Annotated in this window: 12 protein-coding genes; 5 read left to right on the top strand and 7 right to left on the bottom strand. The window is 49.0% G+C overall.

Going from position 1 to position 17,257, the window contains the following annotated elements:
• The first annotated feature begins 274 nt into the window (after positions 1 to 274).
• The gene (locus C9J01_RS06635; RefSeq protein WP_107297286.1) at positions 275 to 1,120 is read left to right on the top strand and encodes an AraC family transcriptional regulator; all 846 of its coding nucleotides are present in this window, start codon (positions 275 to 277) and stop codon (positions 1,118 to 1,120) included.
• 36 nt (positions 1,121 to 1,156) lie between these two features.
• On the opposite strand, the gene C9J01_RS06640 is transcribed toward C9J01_RS06635, so the two are convergent.
• Together C9J01_RS06640 and C9J01_RS06645 are read right to left on the bottom strand one after the other, a co-directional pair.
• The gene (locus C9J01_RS06640; RefSeq protein WP_107297287.1) at positions 1,157 to 1,948 is read right to left on the bottom strand and encodes a PTS sugar transporter subunit IIA; all 792 of its coding nucleotides are present in this window, start codon (positions 1,946 to 1,948) and stop codon (positions 1,157 to 1,159) included.
• 41 nt (positions 1,949 to 1,989) lie between these two features.
• Positions 1,990 to 2,292, bottom strand: coding sequence for a PTS fructose transporter subunit IIB (locus tag C9J01_RS06645; RefSeq protein ID WP_107297288.1), 303 nt, complete (start codon positions 2,290 to 2,292; stop codon positions 1,990 to 1,992).
• 237 nt (positions 2,293 to 2,529) lie between these two features.
• On the opposite strand from C9J01_RS06645, the gene C9J01_RS06655 reads away from it, so the two are divergent.
• The gene (locus C9J01_RS06655) at positions 2,530 to 3,252 is read left to right on the top strand and encodes a YebC/PmpR family DNA-binding transcriptional regulator (protein ID WP_107297290.1); all 723 of its coding nucleotides are present in this window, start codon (positions 2,530 to 2,532) and stop codon (positions 3,250 to 3,252) included.
• A gap of 69 nt (positions 3,253 to 3,321) precedes the next feature.
• Here the strand turns inward: C9J01_RS06655 and C9J01_RS06660 are convergent, their stop codons facing one another.
• Both C9J01_RS06660 and C9J01_RS06665 read right to left on the bottom strand, forming a co-directional pair.
• Positions 3,322 to 4,092, bottom strand: a complete 771-nt coding sequence (locus C9J01_RS06660; protein ID WP_107297291.1) for an ABC transporter permease — start codon at positions 4,090 to 4,092, stop codon at positions 3,322 to 3,324.
• Positions 4,085 to 4,726 (bottom strand): ABC transporter ATP-binding protein, encoded by a 642-nt coding sequence (locus C9J01_RS06665; protein ID WP_107297292.1) that lies wholly within the window; start codon positions 4,724 to 4,726, stop codon positions 4,085 to 4,087. Before C9J01_RS06665 ends, C9J01_RS06660 begins: the two co-directional genes overlap by 8 nt.
• A gap of 267 nt (positions 4,727 to 4,993) precedes the next feature.
• Here C9J01_RS06665 and C9J01_RS06670 point away from each other — a divergent pair, with 267 nt between their 5' ends.
• The gene (locus C9J01_RS06670) at positions 4,994 to 8,995 is read left to right on the top strand and encodes an AsmA family protein (RefSeq protein ID WP_107297448.1); all 4,002 of its coding nucleotides are present in this window, start codon (positions 4,994 to 4,996) and stop codon (positions 8,993 to 8,995) included.
• Positions 8,996 to 9,115: 120 nt separating this feature from the next.
• Here the strand turns inward: C9J01_RS06670 and C9J01_RS06675 are convergent, their stop codons facing one another.
• Genes C9J01_RS06675 through C9J01_RS06685 form a run of 3 tightly spaced genes read right to left on the bottom strand, consistent with a single transcriptional unit; the run spans position 9,116 to position 14,213 of the window.
• Positions 9,116 to 11,779: a M14 family zinc carboxypeptidase gene (locus C9J01_RS06675; protein WP_107297293.1), complete on the bottom strand. Its 2,664-nt coding sequence runs from the start codon at positions 11,777 to 11,779 to the stop codon at positions 9,116 to 9,118.
• Positions 11,776 to 13,224, bottom strand: coding sequence for an ATP-grasp domain-containing protein (locus C9J01_RS06680; RefSeq protein ID WP_107297294.1), 1,449 nt, complete (start codon positions 13,222 to 13,224; stop codon positions 11,776 to 11,778). Before C9J01_RS06680 ends, C9J01_RS06675 begins: the two co-directional genes overlap by 4 nt.
• Positions 13,221 to 14,213, bottom strand: coding sequence for an ATP-grasp domain-containing protein (locus tag C9J01_RS06685; RefSeq protein WP_107297295.1), 993 nt, complete (start codon positions 14,211 to 14,213; stop codon positions 13,221 to 13,223). The genes C9J01_RS06680 and C9J01_RS06685 overlap by 4 nt, the downstream gene beginning before the upstream one ends.
• 179 nt (positions 14,214 to 14,392) lie before the next feature.
• On the opposite strand from C9J01_RS06685, the gene C9J01_RS06690 reads away from it, so the two are divergent.
• The gene (locus tag C9J01_RS06690) at positions 14,393 to 15,496 is read left to right on the top strand and encodes a M20 family metallopeptidase (protein ID WP_107297296.1); all 1,104 of its coding nucleotides are present in this window, start codon (positions 14,393 to 14,395) and stop codon (positions 15,494 to 15,496) included.
• 540 nt (positions 15,497 to 16,036) lie between these two features.
• Entirely contained in the window at positions 16,037 to 17,257 is a 1,221-nt protein-coding gene (locus C9J01_RS06695; RefSeq protein ID WP_107297297.1) for a response regulator, read from the top strand.

Genomic DNA, 17,257 nt, shown 5'->3' on the forward strand with positions numbered 1-17,257 from the left:
GACTCTCATACTGACAACCCTAATTAAAGACAGCTTAAAATAGCATTTATCCATTAACAATCAATGACATAAAGGTAAAATAATAACTATAAATCCTGCATATATAAAATCAAAAATGAATAATAACTAGATTTAAGTAACACGATTTTTCAACCTTGCACTGTGGATTTTAGTGATCCGCTTCACGATATCTGACCAAGTACAAGGACAATAGAGGCAAGCTCAAAAGATAATAGCCATTACGCAATCACTTCTGCCAAGGCCAATTTGTACTATGAGCCAAGTCTTCCACCAGTTACTCGAGACCCTGCTTGCCGAACGGGAGCATTTCAACCGAATTTGGTTCGCCGGCGATCATGTCACCCCGCCACCATTTAGCTATCAGGTTAACTTCCCCCGGTTGGAAATGGTGATCAGCGGCGAGTATCTCAACGAGTTGGAAGATCCGGATCATGGTATTACTGAAGTGAAGATCATGGCCGGCGATGCGCTGTATATTCCACCCAATAGCTGGAACAAACCCAATTGGGATACCGACTGCTCGGTGCTGAGCCTGCTCTTTGGCAAGCGCCAGCTTGGATTTAGCTTGGTCAGTAAATCAAAAGGGCAAGCGAGTTTCTACGATGTGCAAAAGCACAGTATCCAGACCCGAACGGGTTTCGCCATAGACCACATACTCGCGGCATTAAATGCACTAGCCAAAGAGCCTCTACAAAAACCGATGGATGAACATCTACTGCAGGCCTTGATGAGCTATTGCCAGCAAATGCTTGCGACCCCGAGCAGCACCAATAAAAAACGCAGTGAAGATCTCTACCAAGGGATTTGTATCTATATCCAGGAGAACTTCCACCGTCCTATCACCCGCGACTCCATCGCCAAGCGATTCAATATCACACCCAACCACCTATCGCGGCTGTTTCGCCAACAGGGGCATATGCGTATGGCTGATTACATTACCTGGGTGAGGATTGAACGGGCAAAGTTCATGTTGAAAAAATACACCTTCCGTTTAAACGAAGTAGCGACCCGTTGTGGTTTTCAGGACGTGAACTACTTCTACCGAGTATTCAAGAATAAAACGGGGATGACTCCGTCAGATTACCGGGGCAGGGATTAGAGTGGCACCTAGTGCAAAGGGCACTAAAGCGCCAGTTTACCGGAAAGGCAGCGACAAACTGTCGAGGACGACAGCTCGCAGTACCTCTGGGCGTTCATCTTCTGTGAGCAGCTGACAAAAATCAGTCTCTAGCAATCGCTTGGAGAATGACGAGAAAGCCAGTAAATGCTTACGTTGTGGAGGAGCAGGAAGCGCCAATCCGACCACACAGGTCACCGGGCCTCGTTTTGATCCCCAATCCAGCGGCCGCTCCAACGGCGCAATCACCAAGGTAGGTATGTCGACATCAGGGGTAAGTATATGCGGCAGAGCGACACCATTGCCCATCGCCGTTGAAGATACAGCTTCCCTCGCCTGCATTTGCTCGAATAAGCGGTTGGCTTTGGTCGGTTGATTAGGCGCACACTGGCGGCAAATCTCGGTTAACACGTCTGATTTTTCAAAGGTACTGACCGATAACTGGGAAAGCGGGGGCAAAAAACTCAGCTCGTAATCAAACGGTAGGGTTATACAACCGGTTCCCTCACGCTGGCTAATGTGGCGATGGCCGGTACAAATCAAGTGGCAATGCTCTGAGACAAAGTCAGTCAGCACCATACAGGCCAGTTCGGCATCTGAACCTTCAATCATCAACTGGCACAAGTCGCCCGGCATAGAACCTAGGCTCATCATCCGCATCGCCTGCTCGGCATTGGCCATTTTAAGCTGGGAAATATTGTGTATCACCACTACCGAGCGGAAAAAGCCCGCCAGCGTTTTTAACCGGTTGAGCTTCCAGGCAGGTAGCCCCTCAGCATCGAGGGTAAAGGTGATACGGCGTTCAATCATAAGTTGTTTGAGTCTTTCATTATCTCGCAGGGTTGGGGGGATTACAGTTCTTTGCAGCGGTTGATCACCCCAACTGGATCGGTCAACACCTCTTCGATTGTCACACAGTGGATCTTGCTGCCGGTAAATCGGGCCCGGTGTTCGATTTCGATATCCGAAGCAATCAGGACCACATCGGCCCGGCCGATATCCTGAAAACTCAACTGGTTTTCGATTCCCATCGCACCTTGAGTCTCGACCATCATTTGTACTCCCAACTGCTGGGCAGCTTTGGTCAGTTCAGATGCAGCCATGTAAGTATGGGCAATCCCTGTAGGACAAGCGGTGACAGCAACAATTTTCATGGGTATTACGTCTCTTTATATTTCTCTTTTATGCCTGCTTTGTACCGTTTTCACCGCTAATAATCTAGCGAGAGAGAGAAGATTGGTTCAAATTTCAAAACAGAACTTGATCTACCCCACCAATCAAGCCGCCTTTCAAGCGGCCTTTCAATCTATACCCCCTAGCCAGACCGCCTTGGTTCCTGATAAAATCCGCCTCCAACAGAAATCCCAAATATCTAAAAGAGAGTGATTCCTATGGGACGCAGTTTCGAAGTCCGTAAAGCCTCTATGGCAAAAACACAGGGCGCAAAAATCAAAGTTTATTCAAAGTACGGTAAAGAAATTTACGTAAGTGCGAAAAACGGTGGTATTGATCCTGATAGCAACCTTTCCCTGAAACGCCTAATTGAAAAAGCGAAAAAAGATCAGGTTCCAAGCCATGTTATCGAGAAAGCGATCGACAAGGCGAAAGGTGGCGGCGGTGAAGATTTCGCAACTGCACGCTATGAAGGTTTCGGTCCAGGTAACACCATGGTGATCGTTGACTGTCTAACAGACAACAACAACCGTACATTCATGGATGTTCGTCAGGCGTTCGTTAAGAACGGTGCGAAAATCGGCTCTCCTGGTACTACTGCCCACATGTTCGAGCACCAAGCTGTATTCCAGTTCAAAGGTGACGATGAGGAAGTAGTACTTGAGAACCTAATGATGGAAGATGCTGATGTATCTGACATCGAGTGCGAAGACGGCGTGATCACTGTATTTGCCCCTCACACTGAGTTCTTCAAGGTGAAAAACGCACTGGCTGCGACTATGCCAGAAGTAACACTAGACGTTGAAGAAATTTCTTTCGTACCTCAAACCATGACTGAAGTTGCTGGTGAAGACGTTGCGAAATTCGAGAAATTCCTTGATGCGCTAAACGATTGTGATGACGTGCAGAACGTTTACCACAACGCAGAAATCGCAGAATAATTGTGAAATCTCGAAAAAACAGCCGGCATTGCCGGCTGTTTTTTTATCTGCGCTTTTCCTCTAGCACTATCAATACTTCAGCTGGCCATAGCTGTTGAATGCCGAGCGGCTGGCAACGGTCAGGGTCGTCGTCACCGACAACGTGGCTGAGATAAAAATCGCCACCATAATCACCAACTGGTATTTCACCGCCAACAAAGGCTCTGTGCCACCGAGAATTTGACCCGTCATCATTCCCGGCAAGCTGACTATTCCCAATGTCGTCATTGACGCCAATTGTGGTGCCAAGGCGGCTTTGACTGCCGCGCGAATAAATGGCTGCTCTGGCTTAGGGGCCCCCATCGCCAGATAAAACTGATATTCGTCCTGCTTGTCTTTCAAGCTGCTATACCAACGCTCCAATGCCAATACATTCGCTGCGAGGCAATTTCCCAACAACATACCCGCGACCGGGATCAGATATTGCGCCTGCCACCACGGCTCAGCCTGGATCACTCCCGCCAATAACAAGGGCAACACCACCAACAGCGCAACCATATGACCACTCAACACTGCTGGTAAAACAGATTTAGGCGGTACGCCTGCCCGACGGCAGATACTAAACCCGGCGACTATGACCATCACCGACAACCACAAGGTGTTAAGCCATGGGTTCTGAAAAGCAAATAGCGTTTGTAAGTAAATGCCTACTATCGACAACTGTACTGTCATCCTCAGCACAGCCGACACCAAGGTCTTGCCGAGGCCAAACTCCCAACGGTGGAACAAACCTAGGGGAATAAGAAAGAGTAGATAAAACCCTGCCAGTGCCCAATTGCTGATCACCAGAGTATCACTCATTACTCCCTCCCATCATGTGCTGCAGCTGTGCCGAGTTAACCCATACAGGGTCGTGAGAAACAGATATCACGGTGAAGGACTGCTTGGTGAGCAGTGACATGACGTTATCCCTGCTGGCAGGATCTAATGCCGAAGTTGGTTCGTCCATCAACCACAGAGAACGCTCCATCAACAGCGCACGGGCAATCCCTAAGCGTTGCCTCTCCCCGCCTGAGAGTTTGTGAGTTAGTTGCTCGAGAGAATGAGTGATTCCCAGTGTGGCCAAAACCTGCTGACATTTCTGATCTGAAGGGACAGGAAGCGAACTGGCCTTTAGATACCAGGGCAGCAATAGCGCCTTCAATATCGTTTCTCCGCCCATGACAGCTTGTTGGGGTAAATAGCATAGCTGCTGACGCCACCAAGTTAGGTTTTGCTCTTTAATCGAGGTTTGTTGCCAGCGAATAGATCCAACAGATGCAGGGCGTAAACCTGCAATGACCTGCAACAAGCTTGATTTTCCGCAACCAGAAGGACCACTGATTGCCAAATGTTGCCCGGGCTGAAGGTTCACTGTCAAATGCGAGGCCTGATCGGCTTCAAAGCCAGAACCTAGCCGCTCGGCGCTGAATATTTCTGTACGTTGTTCTGTCATACACTACTCCAATCGTACAGAGATTTTACGTCCCTATCCCCTATGACTCAAACCGTTAGGAGTCATCAGAAACATTGATTTAAATAATAGTTTCACAGATTAACAGACTGAAATAACCGTCAGTGGTGTGTAAATTCCGTTGCCTTTGATGCCCTAAATACCCTTTTCATGGTATGGTTGCCACTGCTAATAAAACAATATCCAAAATGGCGCGCAGCTGATTTTGCTGTGCTTTTTCCTTTTGTCTTTCGCCTTCTTGCAATCATTATGCGCCCAGAAAATAACAAACATACTGCGAACGAGCAGCCCACGTCGCCAGACGCATCAAACAGCAATGCATCAGCCGGAAACAAGGTTGCTGCCACAGCGACAAAAACGGTCAAGTCACCCCTGAAGAAAATCACCAAGTGGGTAGGCCTTGGCCTGCTAACGCCTACTGCCATTATTACCGCTGCACTTGCCGTCGGCGTTAAGGTTGACCTCACCCCATACCGAGACGATATCAACCAGTGGCTAACCACCAACATGGACCGCGAAACCCGTATTGATGGGGAGATGGGGTTGGTGCTGTCATTCCGCCCCGAAGTGCACCTTGAAGGGGTACACATTGACAACATTGAAGCCTTCAACTGGCAGCCAATGCTGACCTCAGGCAAGATTAATGCAAAGGTCGCCGTGCTACCGCTGTTAAAAGGTACTTTGGCTGTTGATTATCTTGAGCTAGAAAATATCAACCTACACCTTGCCAAAGCCCATGATGGTCAGGCGAACTGGTTACTCGGCCCTCAAGATAACACTGCCAACTCAAATGATGACTCGGCAGCAGACAGCTCATCTGCTGGCGAGGGTTCATCGTTACAGTTAGCACTCACTGACCAAATCAGTGCCAGCAACCTCTCTGTTGTTTTCGAAGATCAAAGCCAAGGGCAATATTTCGACTGGTATCTGGACTCCCTGAACCTCAGCCAACCCGATGAACAATGGGAGTTTTTGGCTAAAGGGGCAATAATCGGCCAGCCTTATGATATCCAGCTAACGGGCGACCTTGAGCAACTGTTCAACCAGCAAACCGGCAAGGTCAAAGCCAAGGGCTCTTTCGCCGGTGCTGAGCTGAATATCGAGGCCGATGCCGCAGATACCGTCAACGCCGATATCAACCTGCAATGGCAGGATACCGGCCCCATTGAAGCGCTTTTCGGTCTGGATGTTAAACACGTAGCACCATTGACGATTTCCACCCACGTTAGTGCGGCGGCCAACAACATCAAGGTCAGTGATCTAATTATCGACAGTCCGATCACCCACGGCGCTGGCTACCTTGATATCGAACTTGGCGATCACAACGTTATCGATGGTGAACTGAACATCCCATTGATAGACCTACGTCCTTGGTTGCAGCCAGAGCCGCAACCTATGATGCGCGCCTTTTCCGCTGCCCCCCAACAGTCTCCGCTGCAGCGCGCGCTTGAACAATGGTTGGAAAAAACAACAACCCGTGTCGATCTCTCGATTGACGAAATAAAAGGCCTTGGCACCCCGGTTGAAAACCTCTCCTTGTCGGTCAATGGCAAGGCAGGAGTGCTATCTGCACCTATGACCGCCGACATTGCCGAAGTCCCTTTCCGTGGCCAAGCCTCCCTTGATGCCACGGGTTGGGTTTCTAACCTGGATATCCGCTTGGGTGCCGAACAATCACCCTTGGGAGAAATGGCCCGCTGGCTGACCGGTATGCCCTACTCCCGTGGCCACCTTGACCGTGCCGAACTTGCTGTTACCACCAACGGCACCAAACTAAGCGAATGGCTGGAGCGTGCCGAACTGTCCCTTGCTATCGACAAGGCATTGGTTGAATGGGGAAGCGAAGCCAGTTTCAGTATTGACCAAGCCAGGCTCAACGCAGGTATCACCCGTCCGTTCCAGTCGGATATCCAAGGCCAACTAATGGGCATTCCGGCCCATGTCAAAGCCGAAGCCGGAACCCTACAAGATATCATGATGGGCCGTGACTGGCCGACAACGCTAACATTCGACTCCCCGGCAATATCGGTCGAAGCCAAAGGTTTACTGAAGCATACCCGCTGGGAAGAAGGCAGTTGGTTTGATCTCAAGGTCAATAGTGAAGATGCTAGCTTGCTTAACCCGTGGTTAGGTACCCAGACAAACATTTCCGGCACCATCAATATTGACGGTAAACTCAGCTACCAAAATGGCTGGATAGATCTTGCCATGCCGGATCTGGCCCTCTTGGAAAGTTACGGTGATGTCACCCTGCGCTGGCAACCTGACCAGCTACGCCCCTTCCTTGTGATGGATGCGCAGTTCTCGCAGCTGGATTTCACCCAGTTCGGCCAGTTCATCAACGATGAAGAGCTACCGCAGGTTGAACAAACGGTACCAACCCAAGGGGTAAACCTCGATATGCCGCTATTGGGAAGCGAGTTGGTCATTGCCGATGCAGACCTTAACTTCCGGGCAGACAAACTGAAATGGGCAGACCAGCAACTAGACAAGCTGTCTTTCAGCGGTAAAGTCCGTGATGGCCAAATGAGCAAAGCACCGATCAGTGCAAGTTTTGCCGGCAGCACCTATCAGGGTGATTTGAGTTTGGGGGTGAATGCCGCCAATATCGAGGCCAACCTTAACCTTGCAGTGGATCAGCCGGATATCGGCGCCATCCTGAGTCGATTCGATGTGACCGATGACTTTGATATGCAGCTCGATCGTGCCAAGCTTGCTGTCTCCCTGTCGGGTCGAACTATCTTGGAGCTTATGGAACACACGGAAGTCGATGCAGCACTGATAGGCGGTCAGGCCAATATTGCCGATAGCTACACCGGCAAAGCGCTCGCCGTTAAACTAGATCAAGGCCAGTTTGTGACAGGGCCGGATACATCAACCCGCCTAACAATCAATGGCATGGCTGCTGGCAAAGCAGCCTCGTTCAAACTGTCATCGCTATCTCTTAAGGAAGCCAATGACGGCCGTTCAACGCTACCGGTCACATTGGCAGCCAATCTGGGCGACATGCGTTTCGATGCCAGTTCCAACCTGACACTGCCGATTGACCCGCAAGCGCTCAACCTCACCTTTGAGGCATTTACCCCGAACCTCGACCGGTTGGAGGCCTTCAGCGATATTGATTTGCCGCCTTACGGGCCCATGACATTGACAGCAAGCCTGGCGATGGATACCAAGGGCTACCACCTCAATGATATGAAGGTACAGGTCAATGACAGCCAACTTAACGGTAAGGGCGCATGGTTGCCGCCACTCAAGGCAGACCAACTCCCGCGCCTTGAACTAGCATTCCGTGCGCCGTTTATCCAGATTGATGACTTCAAAGTTGGTGACTGGCAAGCTTGGGAGAAAGAAAGCACCGAACAGGAAGCTAGCGACGAACAGCCAGCTGACGACACGCTAAATACTGCCCTGATCAGTACTGAAGGTCTAAACATGCTTAACGCCACCTTCTCGTTGGATGTCGATGAAGTTCGTTCAGGCAAAGACTGGTTAGGTGCAGGCCAATTGCATTGGGCGCTGGAAAACGGAGTATTCACCCTCAAGCCGATGACAGTCCAACTGCCGGGCGGCAATATCGAGCTTGCCAGTGAAATCAAGGCCAAGGACGATATGTTCGATATCCAGCTCACGGGTAACGTCAAAAACTTCGATTACGGGATTTTGGCCCGTCGCTTGGCGCCGGAAAGCGGAATGCACGGCAATATTTCCACTCAGTTCAACCTGACCAGTTTGGCCAATTCACCAGATACCCTGATGAACAATGCCAATGGCTTCATCGGTTTTGCTGCCTGGCCGCAGGAGTTTGAATCAGACCTTATCGACCTCTGGGCCGTGAGCCTGACCGACGCGATCATTCCTAACTTCACCAACAATGATCCGTCTGTGCTCAACTGTGTCGCTGCCGGTTTGGATATCCACCAAGGAACGATGAGCCAACGTGACTTGCTGCTTGATACTTCGCGCATCCAAGTCAACGGTCAGTTCGATGCCAGCTATGCCAACCGCGACTTTGCCCTATACCTGAGACCACAATCAAAACGTGCCCAGATCTTCAGCTTGCAAACGCCAGTTGAAGTCTATGGCAAGTTCGAGGACTTTGACTTCTCGGTACCGCTATCGGCAATTTTGGAAACTTCGGTACGCTTCACCACCAGCCCAGTAGTTTCGCCACTGCGTTGGTTGGTTGAAAAACCGATTGCCCAAGATGGTAGCCAGCAATGTGAGTTGATCTGGCAGGGGCAAAGCTAAGAGGCGATTGGCGATTGGCGATTGGCGATTGGCGATTTAGCCTGAATGTTTTGCTAAAAAAACAAGCCGCCAGCATGAGTACTCATGCTGGCGGCTTTTCTTTTTGCTCAATCGCCTTAATTAATCACCCTGGCGGTAGCGCTGTTCGACCTCGTCCTGGGCTTCGAACTCATCAAATTCAACCGGCGTTATTTCATCCGTGCTGAACTTAAGTGACGCAGGTGCAGAGTAGTTCGGCACGTTATCGTAGTTGAACACTGAGTAGTACTTGGCTAGGTTGGCATTACCGAACTTATCGAAGGTATAACCATCTTTGCCGGCATACAGCTTGACACCATCGAATGGGGATCGGGGAGGATGGAAGCTGTTACGAACCACATAGGTACCCACCCAGTCGCTGTCTTCAGGGTTATCCCACGTCAGTTTAACCATGCCACCTTCTAGGCTGGCCCGGAAGTTTTCCGGCGTCTCAAGCGGCTGTTTGCGACGCTCGATATACTCCACCACCAGTTGGGTCGACATGGTGCCGTCGTTCGAGTCCGTCTTCCACTCAACTACTGCATCATGCTGGCGGGAAGCCGAGGTTGCCTTGATGACCAGCTTTACAGCCCGGCTCTGATCATAGCAATCTTCAAGGTATTGCCGAGCTGAACTGTCAAACATAAACGTCTGACGAGCAGTTTTGGCTAACCCTTCGCTACTGACTTCGTAGCCAATAAACTCTATCGGCTCACTCGTGGTCAGTTGTTCAAAATCAGGCTCATCAACATCCACCATCTCGACAAGGAAGCGCATTGGCTGGTTGATCCCCGTCAGTGATGCACTTTCCAGCACAAAGTAGGCATCTGTAAACACCACGTCACTTTGCTCTGACATCCTAGGTAGGGTGAAGTCCACCACGCCGAAAATGCGCTCACCGTTGGCATCATAGCCGCTCTGCAGCTTACTCGCCTCAACTGCGCCGGCTTTGACCGTATGGCAGGCACTGGCCCCAACCGCCAACTGGTAAGGCTTGCGCTGATAAATCAAATCCAGATTCGGGCGATAATGAATCCCGCCACCGAAACGGCCATAACCGATATCAAACTGCATCATCTGCGAGTCATTGCCCATCGGCAAGTTCACCGGCCCCTGTAACCTAAGTAACAAACGTCCCTTCTCAAGCTGCTGCTCAATCAGCTCTTTCTCCATTGCGCTGAAATGCCAGCTTTTCCAAATCCCCTGGGTCAGCTGATCGGAGTCGATGGCATCACCCAGCGTTTGGATTGGCGTCGCGTTGTGGATCTGCTCGAAATCGGTAATGTCGTTGATATCGTCCGGGTCGAGGATCGACACCGACCATTCCCCGTAGTTTTCAATTTTCGCCCCGACACGATTCATCGGATAAAGCGAGAACAGTGCGTCTTTGATCTTGGCATCAGCCGGCAACCGGCTCATGTCATAATCAATCACCCCGTAACAGATCCCCTTGGTTTTATTGACTCCGATAAACAGCGAGTTATGGCCAAAGTGTTCGGCATTATTGCCTCGGGTCAGCTCCCCGACATAACCGATTTTTTCCGGGCTCGGGAACAAGGTAAACGAGAACTCATCACGCTCTAGCAAGGTTTTGATTTTCAGCTCCGGGGCAAACGGCGATTTAATCCGCGTTACCCGGTTTACCTTGCGCAAATTATAGAAATAACGCCGGCCTGATTTGAGCTGCTTGTCGGTGTAGCGTAACTGTGAGGTGATTGCGATCAGGTTATCGCGAGTACAAGGCGCTTTTGGCGTTTCACTGCGGTAGATCTGGTAATAACAACCTTCATCCTCAGCACCGGACTCCCAAACCAATTCTACCGTATTGGCAATGATTTCCTTGGTCGAGAAACTCTCCGGACGGCTTGGCGCAAGCTTCGAATAATCAATAGTCGTCCGCAAGGCATAAAGCAGCGCGGGAATGTTTTCATCGACACTCTGGGACATATTGATCAGGTAATCCGGTATATTTCGGCTCCCCACCTCGACCACGGTCGACAAGATGCCACGATCGTAATAATACTCACGCCCACTACCGTGGATAAGGTTCGCGGGCGGCTTACCACGATGAATACCATACTGACGATTGGTAACTTTGTAGATCTCCCGAGCCATATTGGCGCAGAGGATATTCAAGTCAGTCCCTTCAATTTCAGCTTCGTGGTTGAACTTGTGGGCAGGGAAAAACACATTGCCCTGCGAGTGGTAATCCAGCGCAACACAGATATTGTCACGGCTTTCCACAAACTGCTTGATCGCTTGTGTTTCCGGCTCGGAAAACGGCCCCGGGCCACCGTAGATATTCGAGTTGGTCTGGGTCGACTGGCGGAAGTTGATACCGAAGTTACGATTAAGATCGACCCCGAAAGTGCCGTCGCCGTTATCTCTGCGGTTTTTACGCCAGAATGAAAAATGCTTACGGGAGTATTCGAAACCATCAGGGTTAAGGCAAGGCACCATATATAAGGTATTGCGGGTCAGTGCCTCTACCACATCAGGGTTGGATGGGTAGTTGTCCAGCAAATACTGGACAAAGCTCACCGCCAACTCAATACCAATCCACTCTCTGGCATGAATGGTACCGGTATAGAGTAGAGCCGGCTTGAGATCAGCATAGGCTACATCCTGCGATATGGTGACCATCATGATGGGCCGCCCTTCATGGGTATCGCCAATACTCTGCAAGCGGATTAAATCCGGGTATTTCGCCATTGCCTCTTCCAGGAAGTCCATCATGTCCCGGTAAGAGATATATTGTTTCTTCATTCAACCGCCTCTTCGTAGCGATACTGGTGTTCTGCACAATACTCACGCCATGCATCCATGATTATGGCTAACTTCTTGTGCTTGAGGTTTCTGAACTGCAACAGGATTTCTGGTTGATGATTGAGAACCCGAACGGCCTCAACCGCGCCAAGGGTGGTGACGATATCACCGGCCAAGGTTTTGCCGACGCTCTTCACTTGAAGGAAAAACGCTAGCAACTCTTCTTCGCTCAACGGTTGGCTATCAGCGGCTACTTCTTGCTCGGGGGCAATGACCACCTTTTGTTGTTGCTCAATGCCGGTATCAAGCTCCTGCTCCATACCAAGACAGGCTTTCGCAACCGGCTCGCTACCTGCAGCAATGACTTTATAAGGCGTATTACCCTGGAAATTCCATGCTTCACTCGGCCACTCTTCCTCGCGCTGGTAACTCGTCTCAATCAGGCGGTAGCGATCATCTTGCGGTGCATATTCTCCGGTATCGGTCGAGTAGTCTGCCTGGCCGAAACTGATATAACGCATGGTACGAAGAAGGGATGAATCGATTTTGCCGATTTCTTCCCAGTTACGGTGGGCAAAATACGGTTTACGGAAGTCTTGCGGCGCCAACAGCCACATCAAGTACTGACCAATCCAGTCACGGATATATGGGAAGGCGGCAAAAGCAGTCGCACATTCCAAAATGGTGTAGTCATCATCCATGCTCACCGCAATATCACACGCCCAGTACTCGGCATTGGCCGCCTTGGAAGCTTTCACCGCCAACTCAAGCACGCCATCTGGTACTGCCTGATAGTCCATACTACCGCCTTGACTAGTGTTGGTTAACCACTCGCCTTCCGGTGGACGACGCCAGAACGCACAGACAGGTTGATGCCCCACCAACATTACCCGAATATCAGCCTTCATTGGCACAAAGTCTTGGATATAAGCGGGGTAATAGCGTTTTTCCGAGAACAGGCGTAGGGCCTCTTCGGCATCATCAACCTTATGAACGAAGTAGCCCCCGTAGTTGGATGGACCATACGAACGCTTGACGATTTTCGGGTAATCGGTGCTGGTCAGGAAGGCCAATGCCTCTTCGACTTCATAAAAAATACGGGTACGCGGGATAGGCAAATCGTATTTCTCGCAGAAGTGAGTCACGTTTTCTTTTGATTTATTGCTGAACTGGCTATCGAGTGACGGCAGGAAACGAACATCGGGCAACTCACGGGCGATTTCACGGAACGTCTCGTAAGCGGTAGCCGGAATATTGCCGATCAGCACATCGATTTTCTTCCGTTTGACCTCAGCAACAAACCGGTCTTTGTCATTACCCCAATGGTAAGTCACCTGTTCGATTTTATCCGGCCACCCCTTAAAGTTAGAGCGGTTAAAGAAGCGCAGTACATGATCTAGGTACAACAGGCCGATTTTGGGACGAGTGTGATTCTGGGTGTTCATACTGCAGCTTCCTCGGTAAGCAGGTTAGGTTTAATTAGCGCTTCTGAAAGTGAAGGGATGAAGCCCTTGGCAGGCTCTTTGGTATCTTGGGTGACGGTGCGGTCAATTAGATCGACTAAGTAGTCAATCTTGGTGTCATTAAAATCGAGTCCGAACGCCTCTTGATCAGGGGTAGCAAAGGCAGGGATACCATTGACTTCAATAACCACATAACGCTGGTGCTCAACGTCATAGATAATATCAACACCAGCGACCTCCAAACCTGTTACCTTCGCGGCTTTCAGTGCCAGCTCGATCACTTCAGGAACAGGTTCGCGTTTAATCACGCTGCCGCCGCTGGTGACATTGGTCTTCCAACTCCCCGGAGCCGCTTTACGGCCATAACAGGCGACATACTTGTTATCGACAATATCGATACGGTAATCAGAAAAGTCATTCTCGATAACCCGCTCGATATAGAACTGCGGCGCTTGTTGGTGATTGATAAACGGTATAAGCAGTTCGAGATCGCGCTCGCTCTCTAGCTTGATGATGCCATTGCCGCCCCAACCATCGACCGGCTTGCAGATTGCCTTGCCACCCCAGAACTGCATGTGGGCCCGGACCTGCTCCAAGTTGTGTTTATTACAAATCACATAGTCGGTCGTTGTAATGCCGTTGGTCTTCAACACATGAGCAGTACGGAATTTATCTTCCGTCAACGCAAAGGATTCATAGTTGTTGATCATCGGCATCATCGAGTTCAGTACCTGATAGAGGTACACCTGATACGGCGTCTGCTGACCCGCGTTATAAGAGAAAAACAGGTCGAGTTCGTTAAGTTGTTGCCCATTACATACAATATTGCCGTCAAATGCGGTTGCGTACGCCAAATTCAGCCCAGTTAAGGCATCAATTTCTCGCTCTCGCAATTTGTTGACGATTTTTTGTTCTATTTCTTTACCTCCACAGTTTTCATACATCCATAAACCGACCCGACGCCTTGCCATGTGTCACTCCTTTTGTGAGCAGTTCTAAAAAATGCCGAAATGGCATTGTGGGAAAAACCAACCAAGTATTAACATAGTTTGACATCATAATGTTGCATATATGTGGTAACAGTGAGCTATGTGGAACTTTCATTCAAACAGCGCAGAAAAAACACTAAAGCTGTGCAAGGAATCAAATTATGAAACCTATCGATTTCACTGATTTAAAAACTATTGTTGAAATAAACAGCTGGACAGGAAACAAGGAAGGCGTAGATCTAAGTGGTCAGACCATGAAAAATTGGTTGAAACCACTTGACTTCAATGTGGAAGTGTTCCAGCGGGAAAATGTGGGAAATCATTTACTGTTTACGACACCGCAGCAAAATAACGCACCTAAAATCTTACTACTCGGCCACCTCGATACTGTATTCCCACCAGGAATATTTGAAAAGTTCTCCGAGGACGATGAATGGGTCTACGGACCAGGCACCTGTGATATGAAAGGCGGCAATTTCGTTGCATTGAGTGCTCTTAGAAACCTACACCAACAACATGGTCAAATCTGTAACATCGATGTGTTGCTGGTCAGTGATGAAGAGACTGGCAGCGATGACAGTAAGTTTGTTACCCGCCAAATTGCCCATCAATATTCCGCCTGTATAGATTTCGAGGCTGCGGGTCCTGATCACGAAGTCGTCGTCGGCCGCAAAGGGGTCGCCACCTACAAAATAGCGCTTACTGGTGTCGCTGCCCACGCCGGCAATAACTACCACCTGGGTAAAAACGCCAACCTTGCAGCCGCCAAATTGCTGATTGCTTTAGATGAATTAACAAAGATTTCGCAAGGAACAACCGTCAATGTCGGCAAAATCAAAGGTGGTATCAGCACCAATACGATTTCCCCCCATGCAGAATTAATGGTTGAAGCACGCTTTACCCAACCAGAAGAACAGCAAAGAGTGCTGGGTGCCATCCCTGAACTGATCCACCAGCATGGCATAGAAGGAGTAACTGCTAAAATTGAAGGCGGATTGCAACGGGATGTCATGACCCCCACCCCGGAACAGCGGGCATTACTTGAAAAAATCACTGCTATTTTGGGCTATGAATTGAAAACAGAACAGCGAGGCGGGGTCAGCGACGCCAATATTATGGCGGGGGCTGGCGTCCCGACTTTGGATGGATTTGGTCCTTTCGGTGATGGTGATCATACCGAACACGAGCGGGCATCAAAGAGCAGTTTTGAGCGGCGGATAAAAGAGGTCACTGCTATCCTCGAGCATTACAGCTTAAGACAATAAACACTAATAATGGGCAAGCCACCTTGTGACATTGCCCATTTTCATTTCCGAATTTCTCAGTGTCGTTAGCAAAAGAAAAGTATCATAGCTGTAATGAAAAATAAGTTACCAGTTTATTACTTGAAAAAAGATAAAAGAGATAAATAATGCCTGAACGCATTAAGGCTTTATTTTTCCCTAATTGAGTGCCTTAATGACTCAAAGGGGTTAATCCCTCTCATTAGAAAACCATCAAGATTGTGCTTTTACATTTTCCTTAAGAAATAACTTCTTCTTTGCTAATGGGATAGTAACAAAACTTGATTGCACATCAGTAAGATAACACCACTTTAAAAATTTCACATCTCCATTATCAGAATAACTATTCAGTAAAAAGTATTGGCTGGTTGATTTTCATCAGTACTCTAATGTCGCCGAAACAGACAAGTAATTGTATTTCTGCAAACAAAAGAATGTGTTAATTGTATCTCAAAATAAAATAGCTCATAATACTGCGCCTTATAAACAAGCATAATAATAGACAGCTACAGGGTTTGAGTGATGGAACAAAAAATTTTGGTCGTCGAGGATAGCCGCCCATTCCGTCGAGTTATTGAAAGTGAACTAAGACAAGCAGGCTATACCCCGGTCATTGCCAACTCCATCGCTGAAGCTGAAGCTGTTTTGGACAACAGCACAGATTTTCTCTGCGCCATTCTCGACTATTGCTTGCCGGATGGCCAAGACGGTGAGATTATCGATGTGTGTTTATCGGTTGGGATAAAAGTCATTGTTTTGACAGCACTTATGGATGAAATGACCCGTGAAAAAGTGCTAGCAAAAACGGTTATTGATTACATTCCAAAAGACAGCCCAACCTGTATATCCAGCATTATCCCCATCCTGCAGCGCCTGGAGCGCAACCATGACCATACAGCCTTGGTTGTTGATGATTCAGTCACTGCACGAAAATACATCCGTAGCTTGCTGGAAAGGCAATATCTCACCGTGCTAGAGGCCAAAAATGGCGAACAAGCGCTGGAGATGATCAACAAGCATAAATCAATCTCGCTGGTTATTACCGACTATTCGATGCCGGAACGCGATGGCGTTAGCCTGATCAAAGAACTCAGAAAGCGTTTTCGACCAGGCCAACTTGCTGTCATTGGCCTCTCTGCCAGTGAAGAGCCAGCCCTTACCGCAAAGTTCCTCAAAGCAGGTGCCAACGATTTCCTCAAAAAGCCCTTTAATCAGGAAGAGTTCTACTGCCGGTTGCACAGCACCCTAAATATCCTTGACTCAGAACGTAACCTTTACCTGCTAGCTAACCGTGATTACCTCACTCAATCATGGAACCGCCGTTATTTCTTCAATCACCACTTGGTGAAGAAAAATAACGGACCGCGATGCCTTGCCCTGCTCGATATTGATAACTTCAAGCATCTCAATGACAACTATGGTCACCATATCGGCGACATGGTACTGATTGAGTTGGCGAACACCTTACAGGTCTACTTCCCTGATGCTTTGGTGGCTCGTTTCGGTGGTGAAGAGTTCTGCATTCTGTTCGGTAATTCCCCAGAGATTTTCGTCCAAAGGTTAAACAGAATGATTGAGGAAATTGCCAGCTCTGAGTTAACCATCCTTGGCAATACCATCAAGTACACCATCAGTATGGGGGTAACCCATGCGGAGAGTGACATTCACTCATTGATCCGACGCGCTGATAACTGCTTGTATCAGGCTAAAGAAGAAGGGCGCAACTGCCTTGTGGTGGAATAA

It is taken from the genome of Photobacterium rosenbergii, from assembly GCF_003026455.1.
GTDB classification, from domain to species: domain Bacteria; phylum Pseudomonadota; class Gammaproteobacteria; order Enterobacterales; family Vibrionaceae; genus Photobacterium; species Photobacterium rosenbergii.